22 protein-coding genes and 2 riboswitches are annotated in these 22,932 nt (G+C 68.4%); of the genes, 10 read left to right on the top strand and 12 right to left on the bottom strand.

Annotated features, from left to right (window positions below; all coding sequences use genetic code 11):
• Positions 1 to 75: 75 nt before the first annotated feature.
• Positions 76 to 166, top strand: a riboswitch (glycine riboswitch).
• A gap of 1 nt (position 167) precedes the next feature.
• A riboswitch (glycine riboswitch) is annotated at positions 168 to 258 on the top strand.
• Between the two features lie 44 nt (positions 259 to 302).
• The gene (locus U858_RS0102900) at positions 303 to 1,532 is read left to right on the top strand and encodes a D-amino acid dehydrogenase (RefSeq protein WP_025135690.1); all 1,230 of its coding nucleotides are present in this window, start codon (positions 303 to 305) and stop codon (positions 1,530 to 1,532) included.
• Positions 1,533 to 1,535: 3 nt separating this feature from the next.
• On the opposite strand, the gene U858_RS0102895 is transcribed toward U858_RS0102900, so the two are convergent.
• The 3 genes from U858_RS0102895 to U858_RS0102885 form a co-directional block, all read right to left on the bottom strand.
• A complete protein-coding gene (locus U858_RS0102895) occupies positions 1,536 to 2,279 on the bottom strand; it encodes a sulfite exporter TauE/SafE family protein (RefSeq protein WP_025135689.1) in 744 nt (247 codons plus the stop codon).
• A gap of 174 nt (positions 2,280 to 2,453) precedes the next feature.
• On the bottom strand, positions 2,454 to 3,041 hold the full coding sequence (locus U858_RS0102890) for an SUKH-4 family immunity protein (protein WP_025135688.1): 588 nt from the start codon (positions 3,039 to 3,041) through the stop codon (positions 2,454 to 2,456).
• Between the two features lie 13 nt (positions 3,042 to 3,054).
• Complete coding sequence (locus U858_RS0102885; protein WP_025135687.1) at positions 3,055 to 3,843, bottom strand: PhzF family phenazine biosynthesis protein; 789 nt, start codon at positions 3,841 to 3,843, stop codon at positions 3,055 to 3,057.
• A 221-nt stretch (positions 3,844 to 4,064) separates the two neighbouring features.
• On the opposite strand from U858_RS0102885, the gene U858_RS0102880 reads away from it, so the two are divergent.
• Positions 4,065 to 4,880 carry an alpha/beta fold hydrolase gene (locus U858_RS0102880; protein WP_029953477.1) on the top strand — a complete coding sequence of 272 codons (816 nt, stop codon included), beginning with the start codon at positions 4,065 to 4,067 and terminating at the stop codon, positions 4,878 to 4,880.
• On the opposite strand, the gene U858_RS0102875 is transcribed toward U858_RS0102880, so the two are convergent.
• On the bottom strand, positions 4,881 to 6,476 hold the full coding sequence (locus tag U858_RS0102875; protein ID WP_081821530.1) for a PLP-dependent aminotransferase family protein: 1,596 nt from the start codon (positions 6,474 to 6,476) through the stop codon (positions 4,881 to 4,883).
• Positions 6,477 to 6,568: 92 nt separating this feature from the next.
• Between U858_RS0102875 and U858_RS0102870 the strand changes: the two genes are divergently transcribed.
• On the top strand, positions 6,569 to 8,269 hold the full coding sequence (locus tag U858_RS0102870; protein WP_025135686.1) for a M24 family metallopeptidase: 1,701 nt from the start codon (positions 6,569 to 6,571) through the stop codon (positions 8,267 to 8,269).
• Between the two features lie 42 nt (positions 8,270 to 8,311).
• Here U858_RS0102870 and U858_RS0102865 read toward each other — a convergent pair whose 3' ends face one another.
• Complete coding sequence (locus U858_RS0102865; RefSeq protein WP_025135685.1) at positions 8,312 to 8,806, bottom strand: nucleoside deaminase; 495 nt, start codon at positions 8,804 to 8,806, stop codon at positions 8,312 to 8,314.
• 144 nt (positions 8,807 to 8,950) lie between these two features.
• Here U858_RS0102865 and U858_RS0102860 point away from each other — a divergent pair, with 144 nt between their 5' ends.
• The gene (locus tag U858_RS0102860; RefSeq protein WP_025135684.1) at positions 8,951 to 9,397 is read left to right on the top strand and encodes an SRPBCC family protein; all 447 of its coding nucleotides are present in this window, start codon (positions 8,951 to 8,953) and stop codon (positions 9,395 to 9,397) included.
• A gap of 79 nt (positions 9,398 to 9,476) precedes the next feature.
• On the opposite strand, the gene U858_RS0102855 is transcribed toward U858_RS0102860, so the two are convergent.
• Complete coding sequence (locus tag U858_RS0102855) at positions 9,477 to 10,424, bottom strand: Dyp-type peroxidase (protein ID WP_025135683.1); 948 nt, start codon at positions 10,422 to 10,424, stop codon at positions 9,477 to 9,479.
• Between the two features lie 118 nt (positions 10,425 to 10,542).
• On the opposite strand from U858_RS0102855, the gene U858_RS0102850 reads away from it, so the two are divergent.
• Both U858_RS0102850 and U858_RS0102845 read left to right on the top strand, forming a co-directional pair.
• Positions 10,543 to 11,589, top strand: a complete 1,047-nt coding sequence (locus U858_RS0102850) for a transporter (RefSeq protein WP_025135682.1) — start codon at positions 10,543 to 10,545, stop codon at positions 11,587 to 11,589.
• Between the two features lie 195 nt (positions 11,590 to 11,784).
• The gene (locus U858_RS0102845) at positions 11,785 to 14,487 is read left to right on the top strand and encodes an autotransporter outer membrane beta-barrel domain-containing protein (RefSeq protein WP_025135681.1); all 2,703 of its coding nucleotides are present in this window, start codon (positions 11,785 to 11,787) and stop codon (positions 14,485 to 14,487) included.
• Positions 14,488 to 14,566: 79 nt separating this feature from the next.
• Here U858_RS0102845 and U858_RS0102840 read toward each other — a convergent pair whose 3' ends face one another.
• Positions 14,567 to 15,541, bottom strand: a complete 975-nt coding sequence (locus tag U858_RS0102840) for a GlxA family transcriptional regulator (protein ID WP_025135680.1) — start codon at positions 15,539 to 15,541, stop codon at positions 14,567 to 14,569.
• Between the two features lie 170 nt (positions 15,542 to 15,711).
• On the opposite strand from U858_RS0102840, the gene U858_RS0102835 reads away from it, so the two are divergent.
• Together U858_RS0102835 and U858_RS0102830 are read left to right on the top strand one after the other, a co-directional pair.
• Positions 15,712 to 16,080: a DUF1428 domain-containing protein gene (locus tag U858_RS0102835; RefSeq protein ID WP_025135679.1), complete on the top strand. Its 369-nt coding sequence runs from the start codon at positions 15,712 to 15,714 to the stop codon at positions 16,078 to 16,080.
• A 131-nt stretch (positions 16,081 to 16,211) separates the two neighbouring features.
• Positions 16,212 to 16,715: a VOC family protein gene (locus U858_RS0102830; RefSeq protein WP_025135678.1), complete on the top strand. Its 504-nt coding sequence runs from the start codon at positions 16,212 to 16,214 to the stop codon at positions 16,713 to 16,715.
• 147 nt (positions 16,716 to 16,862) lie between these two features.
• On the opposite strand, the gene U858_RS0102825 is transcribed toward U858_RS0102830, so the two are convergent.
• From U858_RS0102825 to U858_RS0102815, 3 genes are all read right to left on the bottom strand, one after another.
• Entirely contained in the window at positions 16,863 to 17,375 is a 513-nt protein-coding gene (locus U858_RS0102825) for a DUF1993 family protein (protein ID WP_025135677.1), read from the bottom strand.
• A gap of 186 nt (positions 17,376 to 17,561) precedes the next feature.
• Positions 17,562 to 18,563, bottom strand: coding sequence for a PHB depolymerase family esterase (locus U858_RS0102820; RefSeq protein WP_232786479.1), 1,002 nt, complete (start codon positions 18,561 to 18,563; stop codon positions 17,562 to 17,564).
• Between the two features lie 204 nt (positions 18,564 to 18,767).
• Positions 18,768 to 18,950 (bottom strand): hypothetical protein, encoded by a 183-nt coding sequence (locus U858_RS0102815; protein ID WP_025135675.1) that lies wholly within the window; start codon positions 18,948 to 18,950, stop codon positions 18,768 to 18,770.
• 283 nt (positions 18,951 to 19,233) lie between these two features.
• Here U858_RS0102815 and U858_RS0102810 point away from each other — a divergent pair, with 283 nt between their 5' ends.
• The gene (locus U858_RS0102810; RefSeq protein WP_025135674.1) at positions 19,234 to 19,878 is read left to right on the top strand and encodes a hemolysin III family protein; all 645 of its coding nucleotides are present in this window, start codon (positions 19,234 to 19,236) and stop codon (positions 19,876 to 19,878) included.
• Between the two features lie 49 nt (positions 19,879 to 19,927).
• Here the strand turns inward: U858_RS0102810 and U858_RS0102805 are convergent, their stop codons facing one another.
• Positions 19,928 to 21,112, bottom strand: coding sequence for an NAD(P)/FAD-dependent oxidoreductase (locus U858_RS0102805; protein WP_025135673.1), 1,185 nt, complete (start codon positions 21,110 to 21,112; stop codon positions 19,928 to 19,930).
• 130 nt (positions 21,113 to 21,242) lie between these two features.
• On the bottom strand, positions 21,243 to 22,010 hold the full coding sequence (locus tag U858_RS0102800; RefSeq protein ID WP_025135672.1) for a helix-turn-helix domain-containing protein: 768 nt from the start codon (positions 22,008 to 22,010) through the stop codon (positions 21,243 to 21,245).
• Positions 22,011 to 22,112: 102 nt separating this feature from the next.
• Between U858_RS0102800 and U858_RS0102795 the strand changes: the two genes are divergently transcribed.
• Positions 22,113 to 22,928, top strand: a complete 816-nt coding sequence (locus U858_RS0102795; protein ID WP_025135671.1) for a sulfite exporter TauE/SafE family protein — start codon at positions 22,113 to 22,115, stop codon at positions 22,926 to 22,928.
• Positions 22,929 to 22,932: the final 4 nt, after the last annotated feature.

Here is a 22,932-nt window from a genome sequence, read left to right as displayed (position 1 = left end):
ACGAAATTGGCACATCCTAGTACTAACCCTAAGTCTCGTTCGGCCGAAATTTTGGCTATCCTGCTTCGGTCGATTCAAAACCCCGCAGAAGAGACTCGCCCCCGTGGCGGGCGCCGACGGAGCAACCGCCCCGGAAACTCTCAGGCAACAGGACTGCGCGGTGTAGACAATCTGGAGAGAGGCGCCAAGCGCGCCCACCGAAGGGGATCCCGCGGCGCACACCGCCCGGGTGAAGCTCTCAGGTACCAAGACAGATGGGGTGCTGCTGCCGGTTGGCCGCAGCCACGCTATCTGGAGCCACCATGCCCCGCATCGCCATCATCGGCGCCGGTATCACCGGCGTCACGTCTGCGTACGCCTTGAGCAAACTGGGTTACGACGTCACGGTCTACGACCGCCAGCGCTATCCCGCCATGGAAACGTCGTACGCCAACGGCGGCCAGCTGTCCGCCAGCAACGCCGAAGTCTGGAACAGCGCCGCCACCGTCATGAAGGGCCTGCGCTGGCTGGGCCGCCGCAACGCGCCGCTGCTGCTCAACCCGCGCTTCAGCTGGCACAAGTATTCGTGGCTGGCCCAGTTCATGGGGCAGATCCGCAATTACCGCCAGAACACCATCGCCACCACCCGGCTGGCCATCGAGGCGCGCCAGCACCTGTATGCCATGGCCGAGGAAGAAGGCATCGACTTCGACCTGGAACGGCGCGGCATCCTGCACATCTACCACGACGCCGCCAGCTTCGAGACCGCACGCCGCGCCAACGCGCTGCTGCGCGAAGGCGGACTGGAACGCCACGCGGTCACGCCCGACGAAGCACGCGCCATCGAACCCGCGCTGCAAACGGCCTGCCACGGCGGCTTCTACACGCCGTCCGATGCCACCGGCGACATCCACAAATTCACCAGCGGTCTGGCCCGCGCCTGCGTGCGCCGCGGCGTGCGCTTCGAGCAGGACGCCGACATCCGCGCCATCAGCCGCGACGGCCTGCCCTACGTATTGGACATTGCCCGCGAAGGCGGCACGCAACACGAACAGCACGAGGCCAGCGCCCTCGTCATCTGCGCCGGGGCCGCCAGCCGCCAGTTCGCGCGCCAGCTGGGCGACTCGTTGAACATCTACCCGGTCAAGGGCTATTCCATCAGCGTGCACCTGGACGAGCCCGACAGCCGCGCCGCCGCGCCCACTGTCAGCCTGCTCGACGAAGCCGCCAAGATCGTCACCAGCCGCCTGGGGGACCGCTTCCGCGTGGCCGGCACGGCGGAATTCAATGGCTTCAACATGGACATCCGCGCCGAACGCATCCAGCCGCTGGTGGACTGGACCCGCAAGCACTTCCCCGGCGTACGCACGTCACGCGTGGTGCCCTGGTGCGGCCTGCGCCCCATGACCCCCAACATGATGCCGCGCGTCGGCCCGGGCAAGCGGCCCGGCGTGTTTTACAACACCGGGCACGGGCATCTGGGGTGGACGTTGTCGGCAGCGACGGCGCAGATGCTTGCGGCGAGTGTGCGGGACGGGGTGGCGCTGGCGTAGCGCCTACCGCGCCAGCAACTGCGGCACCGACGACGCCAGCAACGTCAGCCCCGAACATGTCAGCAGCCCCAGCACCGTGCGCCGGAATGTCACTTCGGAAATGCCGATGTACAGGCGGGTGCCGAGCAGCGTGGGGATCAGCATGGCCGGCGCCACCACTGCGAACATGGGCGCCATGTCGCGGGTGACGATGCCGGTGGCCAGGTAGGTGGCCATCGTCACCGACAGCATCGCCAGGTTGAAGTTCTGGATCACGGCGCGCTGGGTGTCTTTGTTGAAACCGCGCAGCGTGCACCACAGCGTGGGCACGCTGCCCGCGAAACCGCCGATGCCGCCTAGCACGCCGCCGACCATGCCCACGGCGCCATCGCCCAGGCGGTTGCCGCGGATGCGCGGCAGCCGCTGCGACATCAGCATGACCGGGCACCACAAGGCCAGCAAGGCGCCCAGCACGGCCTTGAACCAGTCCATGTCCAGGTGCGGCAGCACCAGCACGCCCAGCGGAATGCCGGCCAGGCCGCCCGCCAGGAAAGGCCACAGCAGTTGCCAGTCAAAGCCCCGGCGCACCGAGAACACAGCCAGCAGTTGCCCGGTCAAGGCGCCGAAGACGGCCAGCGCGGCGGCCAGACGCGGGTCCAGCACCCAGGCCCAGAACGACATGGCCACCATGCCGAACGCAAAGCCCGACAGGCCCTGCACGAAGCCCGCCACCGCCGCGCCGATCGCCACCACCCATACCGCGTCCATGCCCTCTGTCTCCTTGGTTCCAGGGCCGGATGCGGCCTCTTGGTGTCATGACCGGGGATTCTAGGCAGCTGCGGCGCGCAGGGTTATTTGAAGTGCTGATGAGGGAATAGGTTTTCGATAATGGCGCGCCGAAGCCTCGCCCGAGCCGTCGAACCCGGTCCGCGAGCGTTCAGGCTAGCCTTGCAGGACCTCGTAGAAGCGCTCGGCCTCGCCCCGGTCACCCAGCACGGCGGTCAGTCGGTCGAGCACGGCGTCGCGGTAGGCCGGCTTGATCTCCCAGTCGTCGTCGCGCAGGTCTTCGTCCGCGTCCAGGTAGACCTCGCCCACGGCGGCCAGGGCGGCGGCCAGCGTCCAGAGGTCGGGCGCGATGTCGTCAGGTGCCCATGTGCCGGTGCCGTGCATCGCATACAGGATGCGGCCGCTGCCCGTGTCCAGGATGAAGGGATCGGCGTTCAGGTCGGCGATGACCAGCCAGTTGTCCTGCCAGGCCGGCACCCGTTGGCCGTTCGAGGCATCCCAGCGGTAGCCGGCCTGCAGATCCCACAGGCGGCTGAGCGCAGGAAAGCACACATTGGTTTCGGACAGCGTGACGCCGACCGGGCCGATGTGCGCGTGATAAGTCTTGCCCAACGGGCCGATGCGGGCATAGAAATCGGCCAGCGCGTCGGGCAGCGGGATATCGCCGCGCCATTCGTCGCGGCCTTGCGGGCGGAGTTCGCCGAAGCGGGCAAAGCCGTCCCGCAACGCGTCGATGTCGATCATGGCGGCCCTTGGGTCAAAGGTAGATCGTGCCGCGCAGGTACAGCGCCGCCTGGCCGCTGATGATGACGCGGCCGTTGCCGGGCAGTTCGCATTGCAGCTGCCCCTTGCGCGCCCCGCCCTGCTCGGCCGTCAGCGTCGTCTTGCCCAGGCGCTCGGCCCAGTACGGCGTGAGCGAGGTGTGGGCCGAGCCGGTGACGGGGTCTTCGTTGACGCCCACGCGCGGGCCGAACCAGCGCGACACGAAGTCGTATCGGGTGGACGGCGCCGTGACCGCCACGCCGCGCACGTCAAACGCGGCCAGCGCCGAGAAATCAGGCTTCAGGCCGTCGATCAGGGTTTCATCGTCGATGACCAGCAGATAGTCGTCGGTGCGGTACAGCGCCCGCGCGTCCTTCAAGCCCAGCGCTTGCAGCAGCGCGGCCGGGATGGCTTCGGCCACCGGTTGCTTGACGGGGAAATCCATCGCCAGCGCCTTGCCGGCGCGGCGCACCTGCAATTCGCCGCTGCGGGTCGAAAAGCGCAACAGGTCGTCCTTGACGCCCAGCTGTTCGAACAGCACCCAGGCCGTCGCCAGCGTGGCGTGGCCGCACAGGTCGACCTCGACCGCGGGCGTGAACCAGCGCAGCGCGTAGACATCGCCCTGGCGCACGAAGTAGGCGGTTTCCGACAGGTTGTTTTCTTCGGCAATGCGCTGCAACGTCGCGTCAGGCAGCCACGCGTCCAGCGGCACCACCGCGGCGGGGTTGCCGCCGAAGGGAGCGGCAGTGAAGGCGTCTACTTGGTAAAGGTCGAGCTGGGGCATGGGGAAATTCCTGTGTCGTACGCGATAAAGCAGCCGTTATTTTGCTACAAGGCGCAGGGCGGGTGCTTGCGGCGGCTTGCCCTGGGCTGCGCGTCTGGTTATTCCAGCCACTGGATTTTCGCCCGCCGACCCGATATGATGACGCTTCTTTCAAGACGCCCTCCCGGTCCGCCGGGAGGGCGTTTCTTTTGGCTTTTTCCAACCCAGAAGGAACCCTTGAAATGAACCATTCCCCCTCCTCCCATCCGAACGTCGGCAACGATGCCGCCGCGGCCAGCCTGTTGGGCTTTGTCCGCCACGGCCACGGCCCGGAACCCGTGCTGGTGCTGCACGACTGGCTGGGCGACCACGGCAACTACGCCGCGATGACGCCCTATCTGGACGGCGACGCCTGCACCTATGTATTCGCGGACCTGCGCGGCTATGGCCTGTCGCGCCATTTGACGGGCGCCTGCACGGTCGATGAGATCGCCGCCGATTGCCTGGCGCTGGCCGACCACCTGGGCTGGCCGCGCTTTAACGTGCTGGGGCATTCGATGACGGGCATGGTCACGCAGCGCCTGGCGGCGAGTGCGCCGGACCGCATCAAGCGGGCGATTGCCGTGTGCCCGGTGTCGGCCGCGGGCAATCGGCTGGGCCCGGACGCGTATGCGTTCTTTGCCAGCACGGCGCGCGACGACGAGGCCTTTTGCCGCCTGATGCAATACGTGACCGGCGGCCTGGGGCGCGGCTGGGCGCAGGCCAAGCTGCGGCGGCATCGCGCGTCGGTGGCGCCCGCCTGCCGCATTCCCTACCTGGACATGCTGGTCCACACGGATTTCGTGGACGAGGTGCGTGGGCTGACGACACCGTACCTGGTGATCGTGGGCGACAAGGACCCGGGGCTGGACGAAGCCGCCATGCGGCAGACGTTCCTGGCGTGGCATCCGAACGCCCAACTGCGGGTGATGCCGAACTGCGGCCATTACCCGATGCAGGAATGCCCGCCGGCTTTTGCGGCGCTGATCGAGGCGTTCCTGGCGGACAAGGCCGTCTGATCAGGCGCCGGCCCCGCGCAGCAGCGCCCCTACCTGTTCCAGTTCGGCCTCGCTACGCGCGCTGTAGCCGATGACCACGCCGGGCGGCATCGTCACACGCAGACAGAAGTCGGCCACCGACTGGATGCCGATGCCGCGTGCCTGTGCACGGCGCAGCAGGTCCGCCAGGTCCCTGCCGGGCGGCAGCCACCACACCAGGTGAAAGCCCGCCTGCTCGCCGCTGACCCGCAGCGGCGACGGGCCTGCGGCCTGTTGCAGCAGCCGCAGCAGCTGGTCGCGCCGGGCCGCGTAGACGGGCCGTACCCGGCGCACATGGCGGGCGAAGCTGCCGTCTTCCAGGAAGTTGGCCAGCGTCATCTGTTCGATGATGCTGTTGGACCGCCCCGTGGTGTGGCGCGTCCGCGTGAACGCCGCCACCAGCGGCCGCGGCAGCACCGCATAGCCGATGCGCAGCGCGTTGAACAGGGTCTTGTTGAAGCTGCCGCAGTGGATCACGCGGTCGGCGCTGTCCAGGCTTTTCAGGGCGGCCAGCGGCGCGCTGTCGTAGTTGAATTCGCTGTCGTAGTCGTCTTCCAGGATCCAGCTGCCGGTCTGCGCGGCCCAGTCCAGCAGTTCCAGGCGGCGCGACACGGGCATGGTGACGCCGGTGGGCGACTGGTGCGCGGGCGTGACGTGCACCAGCTTGACGCCGCGCTGGCGGCGGGCGCTGGCCACCGAAAAACCGTGCTCGTCGATCGCGATGGGCGTGATGCGGCGCGTGTACTGGCTGAACAGCGGCACGGCGTTGAGGTAGCCGGGGTCTTCCACCAGCACCTTGTCGCCCGGCGACAAAAGCACGCGGGCGGAGAGATCGATGCCGTCGCGGATGCCGGTCAGCACCACCACCTGGTCGGCATCGCAGGCGATGCCGCGCGCCGCGCCCAGATAACGCGCAATCTGCTCGCGCAGCGGCCGCCAGCCCTGCGATTCCTCGTTGGCCAGTTGCGACGGCGTGACGCGCTGGGCGCTGGCCGCCAGCCCCTTGCTCCATGCGGCCATCGGGAACAGCGAAGCATCCGCGCTGCGGGCCGTGAAAGGTGGCTCTGAACGCGGCGGCGGCACCGGCGGCAGGCCGGTTGCCGGGCGTACCGATACGGCACGCGGTGACGGAGCGGATGCGCCAGGCGCTGCCGGCGTGGACGGACGGCCGCCCCCTTGCGCCGCCTCGCCGGGCAAGCCATCGCGAAAGAAATTATCGGGAATGACCGCCGCCACATAGGTGCCCGACCCGACCGTGCCCGCCGTATAGCCTTCGCTGTGCAACTGGTCGTAGGCGGCCTCGACCGTGGACCGGGCGATGTGCCAGCGTCCGGCCAGGCTGCGCGTGGACGGCAGCCGGCTGCCCGAGGGCAGCACGCCTTTGAGGATGCGCTCGCGGATCTGGCGATAGACCCAGGTCTGCTTGGATTCCCCGGCCCGGGGCGGGTCCAGCGGCAAGTCCAGGCTGGCTTCCTGGCGGGTTTCCCGCAGGGCCGCCCGGCGGGAAACCCGCCGCGTGTCGGGCGGGGTTTCCGGGTGGCTACCCCCGGTTGCATCCTGCAAAAGTGGCTTGGTCATATTCATAAAAATGGCCCTGGCAGACAAAGCCATTCTATCGCTACATTGCGCTCCATGCGCCCCCCCCACGGGTCTATCAACGGAAACGCGCCATGACCACGCCCTCCCTGTACACCATCACCCTCGATACCGGCCACTTCACCACCGACGGCACGACGACGCTGCTGGACGCCGCGTTGGCCCAGGGGGTGCCGGTGCCCTTTTCCTGTCAGCGCGGCGAGTGCGGCTCGTGCCGGGCCACGGTGGTGGACGGCTGCCACGAACGCCTGGCCCCGCCCACCGAACGCACGTACGTCACCGCCGACGATGAACTGCTGATGTGCCAGTGCCGCGCAGCCGGCGACCTGGCGCTGCGCTTTCCGCATTGGCGCGAACCCGCCCTGCAAGCGCAACGCCGCGAGGCCGTCGTCGTGTCGCGCGTGCCGCTGACCGAAGACGTGACCCAGCTGATCGTGCAGGTGCAGGGCGAAGACGCCTTCGCCTGGCAACCGGGCCAACACGTCGAATTCCTGCTGGAAGACGGCAGCCGGCGCCCCTTTTCCATCGCCAGCCTGCCGTCGGCCGCGGGCCCGGCCCGGCTGGAATTCCAGATCCGCCGCATGCCCGGCGGCGGCTTCACCGAACGCCTGCTGCCGCGCCTGATGCCCGACGACACCCTGGCGCTGGAAGGTCCGCTGGGCGGCTGCACCTGGCCGGACGAAGGCTGGCCGGAAGACATCGAACACCTGGTGCTGCTGGCCACGGGCACGGGCTATGCGGGCGTGTACCCGATCTTGATGGCCGGGCTGCAAAGCCCGGCCATCAAGAGCGTGACGCTGTACTGGGGCGGCCGCTCGGCCGACGACTGCTATGCCGCACCGATGCTCAATGCCCTGCTGGGCAAGGGCGGTTTTCAATGGCATGCGGTGGTGCCGCAAGACGACGCCGCTGCGACGCCGCAGGCCCATGCCTACGTGCAGGACAGGGCCGCGGCCGCCGGCCACGACTGGGCCCGCACGGTGGTCTACGCTTGCGGCAACCCCGCCATGGTGCGCGCGGCGCGCGACCGGCTGCGCCAGGCCGGCCTGCCCGACGACCGCTTTCTGTCCGAAGCCTTCGTGCCCGCGACCGGCGCCGGCCCCGTCGTGGCGCCCGCCCCGGCCCACCCGTGGGAACGGGTCAGCCCGCGCTTCACCATGGACGGCATCCTGCGTGCGCGGCGGCGGTCGCTGACGGCGGTGCGCGAGATCGCCGCGCTGATCCAGCCCGGCATGACCACGCGCGAAGCCATCACCGCGGCCGACGCGCACCTGCGCCGCATGGGCGCATCACACAACTGGCACCCGACCTACGTGCGCTTCGGCGCCGACACGCAGTCACCCGCCGTGCATCCCACCGACTTCCAGCGCCGGCTGGGCGACAAGGACATGTTCGTGGTGGATATCGGCCCGGTGTGGGACGGCTACGAAGGCGACTATGGCGACACCTTCGTGGTGGGCGCGGACGCCGACCGCCAACGCTGCGCAGAGGCCGCCCGCCAGGTGTTCGCCCGCACCCGCGAGGCCTGGCTGCAAGGCCTGAGCGGCGCGGCCTTGTACGACCGCGCCGAAGCCTATGCGCGCGAACACGGCTGCGAACTGGTGCGCGAGATTCCCGGCCACCGCGTGGCGGATTTTCCGCATGCGCTGTATGGCAAGCACCAGTTGGCAGACGCCGACTTCGTGCCGGCCGACGGCATCTGGGTGCTGGAGATCCAGGTGCGCGACCAGACGTTGCCGATCGGCGCGTTCTACGAAGACGTGCTGCTGCGCTAGGCGGCCGGCTCGGTCAGGTCCGTCAGGCGGGTCAGCTGCCCATCAGGCCGACCCCGCCCCCGCCGGCCGCTGGCGCGCCCGGTGCAGCGCCCCGACCTGTTCGGCCAATTCCGCGTCCGGCCCGTCCACCGGCGTGTCGGTGATGACATCGGTGATGCGCAGCGCCTTGACCCGCGGCGCGGGAAAGCCCAGTTCCTGCATCCATGCGCTCAATTGCGGGGTGGAACTGGCGTAGACGATGCGGCCCAGCCCGACCCAGCCGTGCGCAGCGGCGCACATGGCGCAGTGCTCGCCCGACGTATACACGGTGCTGGCGGCGCGCTGGGCGGGCGTCAGGTTGGCGGCGGCCCACCGTGCGATCTCGAATTCCGGATGGCGCGTGTGGTCGCCCCCGGCCACGTGGTTGCGGTCTTCGAACAGCACCTGGCCGTCGGCCGACAGCAGCAGCGAACCGAAGGGCTCGTCGCCCTGCGCCAACGCCTGCCGCGCCAATTCGACGCAGCGCGCCAGGTAATGCCTGTCTTGTGCAGAGATCATGCCTATGCTCCTTTTGCTGGCGCCGGGGCGGTGATGCCCCCCGACACCCTAGGGTTTATCCTGATCCGTGTCCTGTCGATTTGCGGGAGGCTCATGCGTCGAGCCAGTACATCCCCCCACTTTTCCTTCAAGGCGGAAATGACCATGACGACAGGAACCGTAACGTTGCACCGCGTGCTGCGCGCCGCCCCCGACCGCGTGTACCGCGCTTTTCTCGAGCCGGACGCCATCGTGCGCTGGCTGCCCCCGTATGGCTTTACCTGCCTGGTCCACGAACTGGACGCCAAGGTGGGCGGCTCGCACCGGATGTCGTTCCGCAATTTCGGCACGGGCCATAGCCACGACTTCGGCGGCAAGTACCTGGAACTGGTGCCGAACAAGAAGATCCGCTACACCGACCAGTTCGACGATCCTAACCTGCCAGGCCAGATGCAGACCACCATCACGCTGCGCAAGGTGTCCTGCGGCACGGAAATGACGGTGGTGCAGGAAAACATCCCGGCGGTGATACCCACCGAGATGTGCTACCTGGGCTGGCAGGAATCCCTGGCCCAGCTGATGCGGCTGGTGGAACCGCAGATTCCGGATTGACGGCGCCTGGCGGCGGGGTGCGCGCGGGCGGCCACGCACCGCGCCATCATTCGCCTGGCGGCCGCCCGCCCGATGCGCGTCAGCGTTCGCGTTCGGCCAGCGCTTCGAGCAGCTCGGCCGACGGCGCGAAGAACAGGCCGCCGGTGACCGCGCGGCTGTAATCCAGCAGGCGGTCGTAGTTGCCCGCAGGACGGCCGACGAACATGTTTTCCAGCATCTGCTCGATAGGCGCGGGCGAACGTGCGTAGCCGATGAAGTAGGTGCCGAATTCGCCCGAGCCCGGGCGGCCGAACGGCATGTTGTCGCGCAGGATCTTGACCTCTTGGCCGCCCTCGTCCAGCGTGGTCAGCGAACTGTGCGAATACGACGGTTTGACGTCGTCAGCCAGCTCGACATTGGTGAGCTTGCGCCGGCCGATGATGCGTTCCTGCTGCTCGGTCGGCAGGGCTTCCCAGGCGGTCATGTCGTGCAGGTATTTCTGCACCAGCACGTAGCTGCCGCCCGAAAAGGCCGGGTCTTCGTCACCGATCAGGGTGAAGTCGGCCAGCTCGAAGCCCTGCGGGTTTTCGGTGCCGTCGACGAAACCGATGATGGCGCGGCGGTCGAAATAGCGAAAGCCATGCACTTCGTCGACCACCTTGGCGGCCGTGCCCAGGCCGGCCACCAGCAGCGTGGCCAGTTCGAAACAGGCGTCCATGGCTTCGGCGCGGATGTGCAGCAGGATGTCGCCGGGGGTGGACACGGCCACCCGGTCGCCCGAGCCGAATTCGCGGAACGGATGCAGCGAGGCCGGGCGCGGCGCGCCGAACAGGGTGTCCCAGGCGGATGAGCTGAAACCGCAGATACAGGACAGGTCGGCTGCCACGGCGCGGGTGCCGACCGTGCGGACCAGCGCGGCGACGTCTTCGCACCAGGCGCGCACGGTGGCGGCATTGTCGGCGCCGGGGTTCAACGTGGCGACCAGGAAGATCGCATAGCGGGCGTTGGGGCTGAGGACGGCTTGGGGTTCGACGGGTTTTTCGGGCATGGAATGTCTGGGTCTGGAAAGGCGGGAAGGAAACGCGCTTGAAATATAGCTGATGCCACGCGGGCTGCCGGGCGCACTGTCTCGGAACTGTCACGCTTTGGCGTCACCATCGCGCATCATGACGACGCCCGCGGCCCCGGCCGACTACCAATCCGACATTTCCGGCCTGATCTGCGCGTTCCGCTTCGCGGCGGGCGGCGGCGCCGCCACCGAAATCGCCCCGCCCGCGCTCGCGGACCTGCTGGAACGCGGCCGGGCCACCGGCCCCGAAGCCCCGCCGGACGACGGCGCCTTCCTGTGGCTGCACCTGAACCTGTCGCAGGCTGGCTGCGTGCGCTGGCTGCAGGCCCACCTGGACCTGCCGGACACCTTCATCGCCATGCTGGGCGATGACGCCCATTCCACCCGCATCGAACAGCAGGAAGGCGCGCTGGTGGCGGTGTTCAACGACGTGATCTTCGACTTCGACCGCACACCCGCCCAGGTGTCCACGCTGTGGGTGTGCGCCCACCGCCGGCTGCTGGTGACGTTGCGGCGCAAGCCGCTGCGCTCGCTGGACCGGTTGCGCGAGCACGTGCGGCGCGGCGAGCCGTTCGAGTCGCCCGCCCAGCTGCTGGCGCACCTGATGCGCGACCAGGCCGACCTGATGATGGAGATCGTGCGCAAGGCCAGTGTGGACGTCGATGGCATCGAAGACCATTTCCTGGCGTCGCGCGGCGGCCCCGGCCGCCTGGACCTGGCCGGCACCCGCCGCGTGCTGGTGCGCCTGCAACGCACGCTGGCGCCCGAGCCGGGCTCGGTGTTCCGCCTGCTGGCCCGTCCGCCCGCATGGCTGCGGCCGCGCGACGTGCAGGAACTGCGCGAATCCACCGAGGAATTCTCGGTGGTGCTGGGCGACATGGCCGGGCTGGTCGAGCGCATCAAGCTGCTGCAGGAAGAAATGACCGCGCGGCTGGACGAACAGAACAACCGAACGCTGTTCACCTTGACGCTGGTGACGGTGCTGGCCCTGCCCATCAACATCATGGCGGGCCTGTTCGGCATGAACGTGGGCGGCATTCCGCTGTCGGACGACCATCACGGGTTCTGGATCATCTGCCTGCTGGTGGCCGCCTTTACCGTGCTGATGGGCTGGTGGGCGTTTCGTCGGCGGCGCGGCGGCTGACAACCACGGCAGCCCGCCCGGCGCCCCCCGCGTCCGGCCAACCGGAATCGCCTGGCACGGCGCACCCGCCGCCCTCATCTGCTGCGCCGCAAAAAGCGCAATCATTTGCTACCAGTTTCCATAAACGGGAATTTGCGGTGCTATAAGTCGAGCCATTCTTGCAAGAGGCGTATCTCCCTTCAAAGGACATTGCCCATGAAGAAGGCCATCGGTGGTGCCAGCGGTGTCATGATCATGTCTTGTGCGCTGGCGCCTGCCGCGATGGCGGCCTGCAGCGACCCCGCGCCCGCCAGCGGCGTCACCGTGACCTGCTCCGGCACGGGCATCGCCCCGGTCGCGGCCCAGCCCGGCAGCACTGACGTCACCGTCAACATCGACAACACGGCCACCAGCAGCTTCACGCGCGCGGTCAATCGAATCGGCATCAGCGTCGAGGCCGGCAGCACCATCACCAACAGCGGCCAGCTTGTGCTGACGGGCGGCGGCGGTACAGGCACCTTCCGCGGCGCCGTCCTGCTGGGAAGTGGCGACGGCAATCAGATCACCAATGCCGCCGGCGCCAGCCTGACCACGACCGGCGCCTCCAACGACGGCATGGCGGTCGACGGCACCGGCAATACGTTGATCAACCACGGCACGATCTCGACCTCGGGGCCGTCTGCCTATGGCATCACGGCGCCATGGGGAGCCGTCAGTACGGGCCAGCACGACAACACCATCATCAACACCGGCACCGTGACCACCACGGGCTCCAGCGCCCGCGCCCTCTCCGTCGTGGGCAGCAACGGCACCGTCACCAACAGCGGCACGCTTGAATCCAGCGGCGCGGGCAGCCAGACCGTCTTCCTGCAAGGCAACAACGCGCGGCTCGTGAATTCGGGCACCATCTCGGCCAGCGGCGCGGTCGGCCTCAGATCCCCGGATGCGGTCGTGTCGAACACGGTCAGTTCCAGCTTCACCGCAACCATCGAAAACCTGGCGGGCGGCCGCATCATCAGCCAGAACGGCTTTGGCATCCGCACGCTCAATGGCAACACCACCCTGACCAACGCCGGCCTGGTGGAAAGCGGCGTCGGCACCGCGATCGGCATGGGCAACGGCAACAATACGTTGATCCTGCAGACCGGTTCCGTCATCAACGGCAGCGCGGACGGCGGCAACGGCAACAACACCCTGACGCTGCAAGGCACGGGCACGGCGGCCAACGCGTTCCTGAACTTCGGCACCCTGCACATGCAAGGCTCGCTGTGGAACTGGACCGGCAGCGGCACCTTCAACCAGGTCTATGTGGACAGCGGCACGCTGAACGTCGCCAGCACGCTGGATGCCCCCGTGAACGTGGCCGCCGGCACGACGCTGGGCGGCTACGGCACGGTCACCGGCGCCGTCGCAAACAACGGCACGATCGCCGTGGCCAACGCCCTGCCCGCGCTGGCCGCCTCCGGCAACGGCGCCTTCACCATCAACGGCGCGCTGACCAACGCGGGGCTGGTGCAACTGGGCGGCGCGGGCGTCGGCAACCGCCTGAACGTCGGCAGCTACGTGGGCCAGAACGGCACCTTGGCGCTGAACACCTACCTGGGCGGCGACGGCGCGCCGTCAGACCAGTTGGTGATCAACGGCGGCACCGCGACGGGATCGACCCGGCTTCAGATCAACAACGTCGGCGGCCCCGGCGCCGAAACCGTGGCCAACGGCATCCAGGTGGTGCAGGCGGCCAACGGCGCCACCACGTCGCCCAGCGCCTTCATGCTGGCCGGCCCGGTCAAGGCCGGCGCCTATCAATACCACCTGGTGCACGGCGGCATCACGCCCGGCACCGCCGACAACTGGTACTTGCGCAACAGCGTGCCGTCGGTGGACGGCGTGGTCGACCCGCCGGACCCGGCCATCGGCACGCCGCCGCTGCCCGAGCCGCCGCCCGCGGGCGAAGACCCGATCGTGACCTACCGCCCCGAAGTGCCGGTGTATGCCGCCCTGCCCGGCGTGGCGCGCCAGCTTGGCATCCAGCAACTGGGCACGTTTCATGACCGCCAGGGCGCGCAATCGCTGCTGACGCAGGACGGCGCCCTGCCGGCCGCCTGGGCGCGCGCCTGGGGCGGGCACGACACCCTGACCCAGCGCGGCGATGCCAACCCGCAGTTCAAGGGCGACATTTTCGGGGCGCAGGCCGGGCAGGATATCTATGCGCGCACTGGCGACAACGGCCACCGTGACCGCTTCGGCCTGTTCGCCGGTTTTGCGCGGGCCACGGGCGACGTCAACGGCTTTGCGCTGGGCATGCAAGGGCTGGACGCCGGCCACCTGGCCGTGAACGCCTACAGCCTGGGCGCGTACTGGACCCACATCGGCCCGAGCGGCTGGTACACCGACGTGGTGCTGATGGGCAGCACGCTGGACGCCAAGCCGCGCTCGCGCGACGGCATCGGCGACACGACGCACGGCCGGGCCATCACCGGGTCGGTGGAAGCCGGGCTGCCCATCCCGCTGGGCGGCAATGTCGAGCTGGAACCGCAGGCGCAACTGGTGTGGCAGCGGCTGTCTTTCAACGACCTGGACGACGGCATATCGACGGTGGGCTTCAACCGCGGCAATACCTTCCTGGGCCGCGCCGGCCTGCGGCTGCTGGGCCGTTATGAATCGGCGCGCGTGAACTGGCAGCCGTATGTGCGGCTGAACCTCCTGCGCACCTTTGGCGACAACGATCGCACCACCTTCGGCAGCGACACGGTGCTGGGCGCCAACGTCGGCCAGACGGCCGGCAAGGTGGACCTGGGCGTGGCGGCGCAGGTGGGCAAGTCCACCAGCCTGTACGCGGCGGCCAGCGGCTTGACCAACCTGGGCGGCGAACGCCAGCGCAGCGTGTCAGGTAGCGTGGGCGTGCGCTGGGCGTGGTGACGCGCCCGGCTACCCGGCGCGTGGCGGGCGCAGCAGCGCGAACTGCCCGGCGCGTGGTGGCCGGGGTGCGCCCGGCCCCTTACTGATAGCGTTCGCGATAGCCCACGGGCGACATGCCGCAGTACTTGTTGAAGATGTCGCGAAACGCCTTGGTGTCGTTGTAGCCGACTTCGTACATGACTTCGGCCACGCTCTTGCGTGAGCTTTCCAGGCGTTTCTTGGCGGCCTCGACGCGCACGCGCTGCACGTATTCGACGATGCTGTTGCCGGTGGCCTGCCGAAAGCGCCTTTCAAGCGTGCGCCGGCCCATGGCGTGGCGGTCGGCCAGGTCTTCGACGGTGATCTTTTCGGTGTAGCGGGTTTCGATCTCATCCTGCACCGCGCGCACTACCTGATCGGCATGGGACTTGTGGCCCATGAACACCGAGAACGGCAGCTGGCTCTGGCGGCTCCAGTCGAGCTGGAAGTACTTGGCGCACCAGATGGCGGTATCGCGGTCGGTATATTTTTCGATCAGGTGCAGCACCAGGTGCGCGGCCGAAAATGCGCCGCCGCTCGTGTAGATGCCGTTTTCGGCCATGACCACGCGGTCGCTGGACCACTGCACTGACGGGAACAGGCTGGCGTAGAGGTCGCGCGCCACCCAATGCACCACCGCCTGCTGGCCGTCGAGCAGGCCGCCGGCCGCCAGCAGCGCCGCCCCCATGCACAGGCTGGCGACTTCACCGCCCTGGCGGTAATGGCCGGCCAGCCATTCGATCAGTTCACGGTTGGACAGCACGGCATCGGACACCGCGCCCAGCAGCGGCGGCACGATGCAGATGTCGATGCCTTGCGCCTGGTCGAGCACCAGGTCGGCCTGCACCGTGATGCGGCCGTCGTCCAGGCTGACCTGGCGCGTGGCGGCCAGCGTGCGCACCTGGAAGCGCGGTTCGCGCCCCTGCGCGGCCAGGTATTCGTTGGCCACCAGGAAGCCATGCCGGGCGGTTTCCAGCGAGGCGATATTGGCGCCGCCGGGCAGCAGGAACGCGATGTTTTTCATGCCGCCAAGCATACGCTTCAGACCTGTCGCAATCCACCCTGAAGATGTCGCAATTGCCTATCTGAAAGCGGCGCCGATCCCGATACAGTGGCATCTACCGGCAACGAGGCCGGTGCCGGTTTCCCGAGAGCAAGCGGGCCTTGGGCAGCCGCCTACAACAACATGGCAAGAAGGAGCATCTGATGGAACAGTACATAGACGGTTACCTGTTGAGCGTGCCCAAGGCGAACCTGGAGGCGTACAAGAAAATGGCCGACACCGCCGGCTCGATCTGGCTGGAATACGGCGCGCTGGAGTTCCGCGAATGCGTGGCGGACGACATCGACGGCGAAGGCTTCGGTTCGTTCAGCGCCGCGGCCGGCACGCGGGAAGGCGAAACGGTCGTGTTCTCGTGGATCGCCTTTGCCAGCAAGGCCGAGCGCGACCGCATCAACGCCAAGGTCATGGCCGACCCGCGCCTGGCGAACATGTCCTGCGAGGGCGTGTTCGACTTCAAGCGCATGTGCTGGGGCGGCTTTGCCACGTTGGTGGCCAAAGTGGCCCCGCGATAAAAAAATCCGGGCGCGCTGTCGATTCCGGCGCCGCCCGTTCGTCGTAGGACAAGAGCAGGCTGATGGTCAACCGGCGGCCTACTTGGCAGTAGCTATCCCGACTACATCCCAACGATTCACGGAGACACACCATGGCAACCCCCGCAAGCAAGGCGATTCCCGACGGCATGCACACCCTGACCCCGCACATCGTGTGCGAGGGCGCGTCGGACGCGATCGCGTTCTACAAGAAGGCATTCAACGCCCAGGAGCTCACGCGCCTGCCCGGCCCCAATGGCAAGGTGATGCACGCGGCCATTCGCATCGGCGACTCAGTCCTGATGCTGATGGATGACTTTCCCGAATGGGGCAGCCTGGGCCCCAAGGCGCTCAAGGGTTCGCCCGTGACGCTGCACCTGTACGTGCAGGATGCGGACGCCGCCATCGAACAGGCGGTGGCGGCCGGCGCCCAGTTGGCAATGCCGGCCGCGGACATGTTCTGGGGTGACCGCTACGGCCAGGTGATGGACCCGTTCGGCCACCGCTGGTCGCTGGCCACCCACAAGCAGGACCTGACGCCCGAGGAAATCCAGCAGAACATGGCCAAGATGGGCGAGATGAGCGGCTGCGGCGATCAGGCGCAGAAAAAGGGCTGATGGCGATGCGGTGGCGCGGCGCCGGCCGGTCGGCTTGACCGGTCTGGCCTGGCCCGCCGCGTCGCTGATCGGACGCGACCATGCCCTGGTGCGGCGAGCGGTCCGGGCTGACCCCAGGTCAGCGGGCAGCCCCCCGCGCCATCCCCATCAGGCCTTGTACGGCCCCAGGAAATCCAGCTTGCCGATCGCCACACCCGCATGGCGCAGGATGTCGTAGGCGGTCGTGACGTGGAAATAGAAGTTCGGCAGCGCGAACGTCAGCAGGTAGGCATCGCCCTGGAATTCGGGCTTGAAGTCGCCGAAGCTGAGCGTGACCTTGCGGCCCTCTGCGCCGTCGAGCTTGTCGGCCGGCACCGATTGCAGGTAGGCGATGGTGTCGGCCACGCGCTTTTGCAGCTGTTCGAACGTGGCTTCCTCATCGGGAAACTTGGGCGATTCGACCTGCGACAGGCGCTGCACGGCAAACTTGGACGCATCGCTGGCGCGCTGCACCTGGCCCGACAGCGGGTACATGTCGGGGGCCAGGCGGGCATTGACGAGTTCGGCCGGATCGATACCGTTGGCGGCCGCGTGGGCGGCGCCCTTTTCCAGCAGCGTGGCCAGCACGGTCAGGCCGCGGATGAAGACAGGCACGCTGGCCTGGTACATGGACAAAGACATGATGTTTTTCCGAAAGACATGATCGGCCGACGCCGGACGTGGCGCCGGATTTCCGAGCGTGCGGCGATGTTAGCGCCCGGTGCTTTCAAGCGGCCGGCGGTGGCCGCGACAACTCCATTCCCGATTCCGGAACAATAGCGCCATTGCCGGCCCGGCGCAGGGGTTTCGCATGACGATGCGTGCCCCTTATTGCGCGATCGCGACGCGGCGCTGGCCCTGGAAAAACCGCCAGATCAACGCCGAGGCATCCGGGCCGCTGCGGGCGTGGTAACGCACCGACGCGTCGCCGCCGCTCCAGGCATGCTCGACCCGGGTGATCTCGCACAGCCGCAGCACGGTCTTGCGGCCCCGCACCAGGTCGACGCGGCGATACGCCTTTTCCGTGCCCAGGCCCAGCACGCGCTCGACCGGCAAGTCTTCAGCGCCCAGGCCGTTCAAGGCGCGGAACTGTTCGAACAGCTGCTTGGCATTGCGCGGTGCGACAGCCGGGTCCATCTGCCCCTGCAGGATCATGGCGGGCATGCCCAGCTGGAACACGGCCGGATCCGCCACGCTCTGCACCAGCGGCAAGAGCGGCTTGACCGAGCCGCGCCGCATGGTGGAAAGACCCGCCGCCGCGGTATGCGCATCGCCCACCACCGGCCCCGAATGCATCGCCACCGCGGCGATCAATGCGGGATGGCGCAGGGCCACCAGCGCGGCCATGCTGGCGCCGGCCGACAGGCCGGCGATATAGACGCGTTCGGGGTCCAGGCCGTGGCGCGCCACTTCGGACTGGATCAGCGCGGCGATCAGGTCGGCGTCGGCCCCGCCGTGCAGCGCGTCGGGCTGGAACCAGCGCCAGCAACGCTGCACCTGCCGGGTCATGGACTGCTGCGGATACAGCACCATGAAACCGCCGGCATCCGCCCATTGGTTCATGCGCGAGCCGCGCGCGAAGGCCAGCGCCGTCTGGCGGCAGCCGTGCAGCATCACCACCAGGGGCATGCCCTGGCGCGTTGCGGTGGCGGGGGTGTAGCGGGCGAAGGTCAGGCGCCGGCCCAGCGCATCGGAGAACTGCCGCGAGGCCTCCCAGCGGCCGGCGCCCAGGCTGGACGCAGCAGAAGCGGCGGTCTTGGCCGCCTGCCGCGCCACGGCGGCCTTGCGCGCCGACACGGTGCGCTTGCGGGCGGCTTTGGGGGCCGCCATGCGCAATGCCGCGCGCTGGAGTTTGCTGAATTTTTTTGCGGCGTTGAAAAACAAGCTGGTAAAACTGCGCGCCATTGTCAGGCCTCTGCCAGTAAACCTCTTTTTAACTCCACGACGACGTTTGAAAACCACCTGGCCGCACCGTGCGGCCCGCCGACTGCCACGTCCGAGGGAGCGGACGCCAATGCCCTGGAATCCGCCGGATCAGAACCGGCCGGATTGAATCGCGGCGCTGCTGGTCAGAAGGTCCAGACAGGACACCAGCGCGACCACGATGGTCAGAATCGAAAGCACTTTGACGACTTTGTTGGTATCGGGTCGGGTCAACGTCGCGGTCATGCGCGTGACGATATAAGCCCCAACCATCAGGCCAATTGCCGGAATCATAAGTGCCTCCCCTTCAAGAGTCTGTGCGGGCCCGCCGGATGCGTCGCCCGTCGTTAACGCGGTAAGCCGCCCAATCGCCGCCTCTGTCGGGCAAGCTGATTAGCGTGTGAAATGTATCACACAGTAACTTAACCTCGCAGCATTTCGGATGACGGCAGGACGACGCGCTTGCACCAGATCAAGCCCGGCACTTGTTCGGACCGATCCCGCTTGAGGCGGCGGCCCAAAACGCCTATGGTAGAAACCCTAATCTTCAATTCCAGCATCGTCCTTGCCGCAAACCATGTTCCCGAACGACCGCCGCCAGACCCTGGGCGAAGAAATCGCCAACACCATCAGCCACGGCCTGGGCGCGGCCGGCGCGCTGGCCGCCGCCCCCATTCTCATCATTGCGGCCGTGCGCCAGGGCGACGCCGCCTTCATCGCGGGCGCCGCGGTGTTTGCCGCCACCATGTGCCTGCTGTACCTGGCGTCCACCATCTACCACGCGCTGCCCGACAACCGCGCCAAGCGCCTGTTCAACGTGCTGGACCACTCGGCCATCTACCTGCTCATTGCCGGCACCTACACGCCGTTCGCGCTGGGCGCCCTGCGCGGGCCGTGGGGCTGGACGCTGTTCGGGTTGGTCTGGGGCATGGCGCTGCTGGGGGTGGGTCTCAAAGCCAGCAAGCGCCTGAACCGCCCCGCCGTGTCCACCGGGCTGTACCTGGCGATGGGCTGGCTGGTCATCATCGCCGTCAAACCCCTGCTCGAACTCGTGCCCACCGGCGGCCTGTGGTGGCTGGTCGCGGGCGGGCTGGCCTATACCGGCGGCGTGGTGTTCTTCGTCTTCGACAACCGCTGGCGCTACAGCCACTTCATCTGGCACCTGTTCGTGCTGGCGGGCACGGTGTGCCATTTCTTTGCGGTGCTTTGGTATGCGGCGTAGGGGTGCGACGGAACACCCTTGCCAACAAGCACCCCGAGCGGGTGCTTTTTTACGCCCTCGGTGAACGCCGCGCCGCCCCCGGTTCAGGCATGGCGAGCAGGCCGCGTTTCATCAGGCCGCGCATGCCGGGTATCAGCAGGCTGCCGGCGAAGGCCAGGTCGCGCCACAGGCCGGGGCCTGACGCCTGAAAGCATGGGGTCAACGCGCGGCTCAGGGTCTGGTACAGGCGTGACGGCATGAGGCGGCTGCGCGCGTATTGGGCGGGGCCGTCCGCGGCGCCGTGCTGGTTGACCGCCCGCGCCAGCGCCAGTGCGTCCAGCACCGCCAGCGTGGTGCCCAGCCCCAGTTGCGGGCTCATGGCGTGGGCGGCATCGCCCACCGCGCAGTAGGGGCCGCTGGCCAGCGCGCGAGGCCAGCTGTGGCGGTAGGTCGCCACCGCCAGGTCATCGTGGGCGGTGACCTGGCTGACCACCGGCTCGGCCTCGGGCCAAAGCTGCAACAGACGGGCTTTCCAGGCAGCGATGGGCGCGGCGCGCCAGGCCGGCAAGGCGTCGTGGCGGATGCTCCAGAAAAGCGACAGGCGCACGCCCTGCGGCCCCAGGTCGGTCGGCAGCAAGCCCATCATTTCGCGGGTGCCGGCAAAGCGTTGCAGCAGTTGCGAGGCGCCGGCCCATTCCGGCACCCAGAACTGGCCCCACAGCGCGCCCCAGCGATAGACGCTTGAGCGGGCGGCCAGCCCCACCTGTTCGCGCAGCGCAGACGCGGCCCCGTCAGCCACCACGAACAAGTCGAAGGTCGATTCGCCGCCCGCGTGGCGTACCCGGGCGCGGCCCTGCTCGGTGTCCAGGCGTTCCACCGGACAGCCGAAGGAAAACTGCGCACCGGCGCGTTGGGCGGCATCGAACAGCACGCCGCCCAACGCAGCGCGGTTGACGGCGCGCGCGCCGTCGCCCACGTAATCGATATCCACCACCCGCCAGCCGCGATGCGACAGGCCCAGCAGCCGGTCGATGGGCGCGCCGACGTTCAGCGCCGCGATATCCACGCCCAGCGCCTGCAAGCCGCGCACGCCTGGCGGCTGCAGCAAGAGGCCCGCGCCCAGGGTGGTGAAGCCCTGGTGCTTTTCGAAGACCTGCACGCGATGCCCGGCGCGGGCCAGGGCCAGCGCGGTGGCCAGGCCGGCGCTGCCGGCGCCGGCGATGCCGATGGAAAGCGGGGAAGGCGTGGGGGACATGAACGCGGCGCCGTGTAAGTGAAGTGCGGGCATAGTACCAACGCACGCGGCCTTTGCCGGAAGACGGCAGCCTTGAACTGCCGTCATGCAGGCTTGCTGCGCGTCGCCGGCATCCCTGCCCTGTGTTGCCCTACTGCGCCCGCAGGTAACTCGTCGGCGGCCGCCCCAGCACGCGGCGGAACATGGTGGAGAACGCGGCCGGGCTTTGGTAGCCGAAATCCAGCGCGATGGCGGTCACCGGCGCGCCGGCCGCCAGGCGGGCCAGCGCCAGCACCACGCAGGCGCGCTGGCGCCATTCCGAAAACGCCATGCCCGTCTGCTGGCGGAAATGGCGGCTGAAGGTGCGCGGGCTCATGTGCAGGCGTTCGGCCCACGCCTCGGGGGTCTGGCGCACGTCGGGCGCGGCGATGAAGGCGCGGCACAGGGGCGCCAGGCGCTTGTCGGGCGGCAGCGGAATGTGCAGCGGCAGCACGGCGGCGCGGTCCACCTCGTGCAGCAGCAGCGTGGCCAGCGCGCCGTCGCGGCCGGCCAGGTCGTAGCGCGCCGGCATGTCGACGGCGTCGAGCAGCAATTGGCGCAGCAGCGGCGACACGTCCACCACTTCGCAGGCCGTGCTGGCGGCGCGCGCGGCGCCCGGCTCGATGTAGGCGCTGCGGGTGCTGACGTCCTGCATGCGGACCTGGTGCGCCACGCCGGCCGGGATCCAGACCGCGCGCTGCGGCGGCACCACCCAGTTGCCGTCGCGCGTGACCACGTGCATGACGCCGGTGGCCCCATACAGCAACTGCGCGCGGCGATGCGAGTGCGCGGGCAGCAGGTGCCCGGGCGGGTAGTCGTTGCCGATGGCGACGACCGTGCGGTCCAGGCGGTCGTGCAGGTCGATGTGGGTATTGCGCATGGGCAGGCGGTTGGCCGAAACACGAACATTATTGTCCAATCCTCGAAAGCAGGCCACCGCCCGCCGGCCTATCGTGATGTTTTCCCATCAAGGATGCATGACATGCTGTATGTGGTGTTGGCGCTGTTCGGCGCCCTGAGTGGCGTGACCACGGTGCTGTTCGGGTTTGGCGGCGGCTTCGTGGTGGTGCCGGTGTTGTACGGCGTGCTGACGGCCACCCATGGCGCCCAGGACGCCATCGGCCAGGCAGCGATGCACATCGCGGTGGCGACGTCCACCTGCGTGATGATCGTCAATTCCATTGCCGCCACCCGCAAGCACCAGCGCAACGGCAACATCGTGCGCGCCTATGTGTGGCCGCTGGCCGCCTTCATCGGCGTGGGTGCGCTGGTGGGCGCGTGGGCCGCCACGTCGGCCAGCGGCGACCTGGTGCGCTACGCCTTCATTGCCTACCTGGGCGTGACGATCCTGGACTGCCTGCTGCGCCAGGGCTTCATGGCGCACACGGACACGCAGGGCGCGCAGCCGCTGGGCCAGGGGGTGATCGTGGGCGGCGGCGTCGTGATCGGTGCAATCGCCACGTTCCTGGGCGTGGGCGGCAGCGTGATGACGGTGCCGCTCCTGCGCCGCCGCGGCCTGCCCATGGCCAAGGCCGCGGCCATGGCCAACCCGCTGACCCTGCCGGTGGCCATCGTGGGCACGCTGGCCTACATGGCGGCGGCGCGCGAACTGGCCGCGCCGCTGGCGCCGTGGATCGTCGGCTATGTCGACCTGCTGGCATTCGCCGCGCTGGCGCTGGGCTCGCTGGCGGGCATCCGGCTGGCGGCGCCGCTGATTCCGCGCATTCCCGACCGGCTGCATGCGCGTGTCTATGTGCTGCTGTTGGTTTTGGTGATGGTGAGCATGGTGCTGGCGTAGGATC

This window comes from Achromobacter sp. DH1f (assembly GCF_000633435.1).
GTDB lineage: Bacteria > Pseudomonadota > Gammaproteobacteria > Burkholderiales > Burkholderiaceae_B > Achromobacter > Achromobacter deleyi.
The sequence above is the reverse complement of the archived record's forward strand: the minus strand, read 5'-3'. Positions and strand labels throughout refer to the sequence as shown.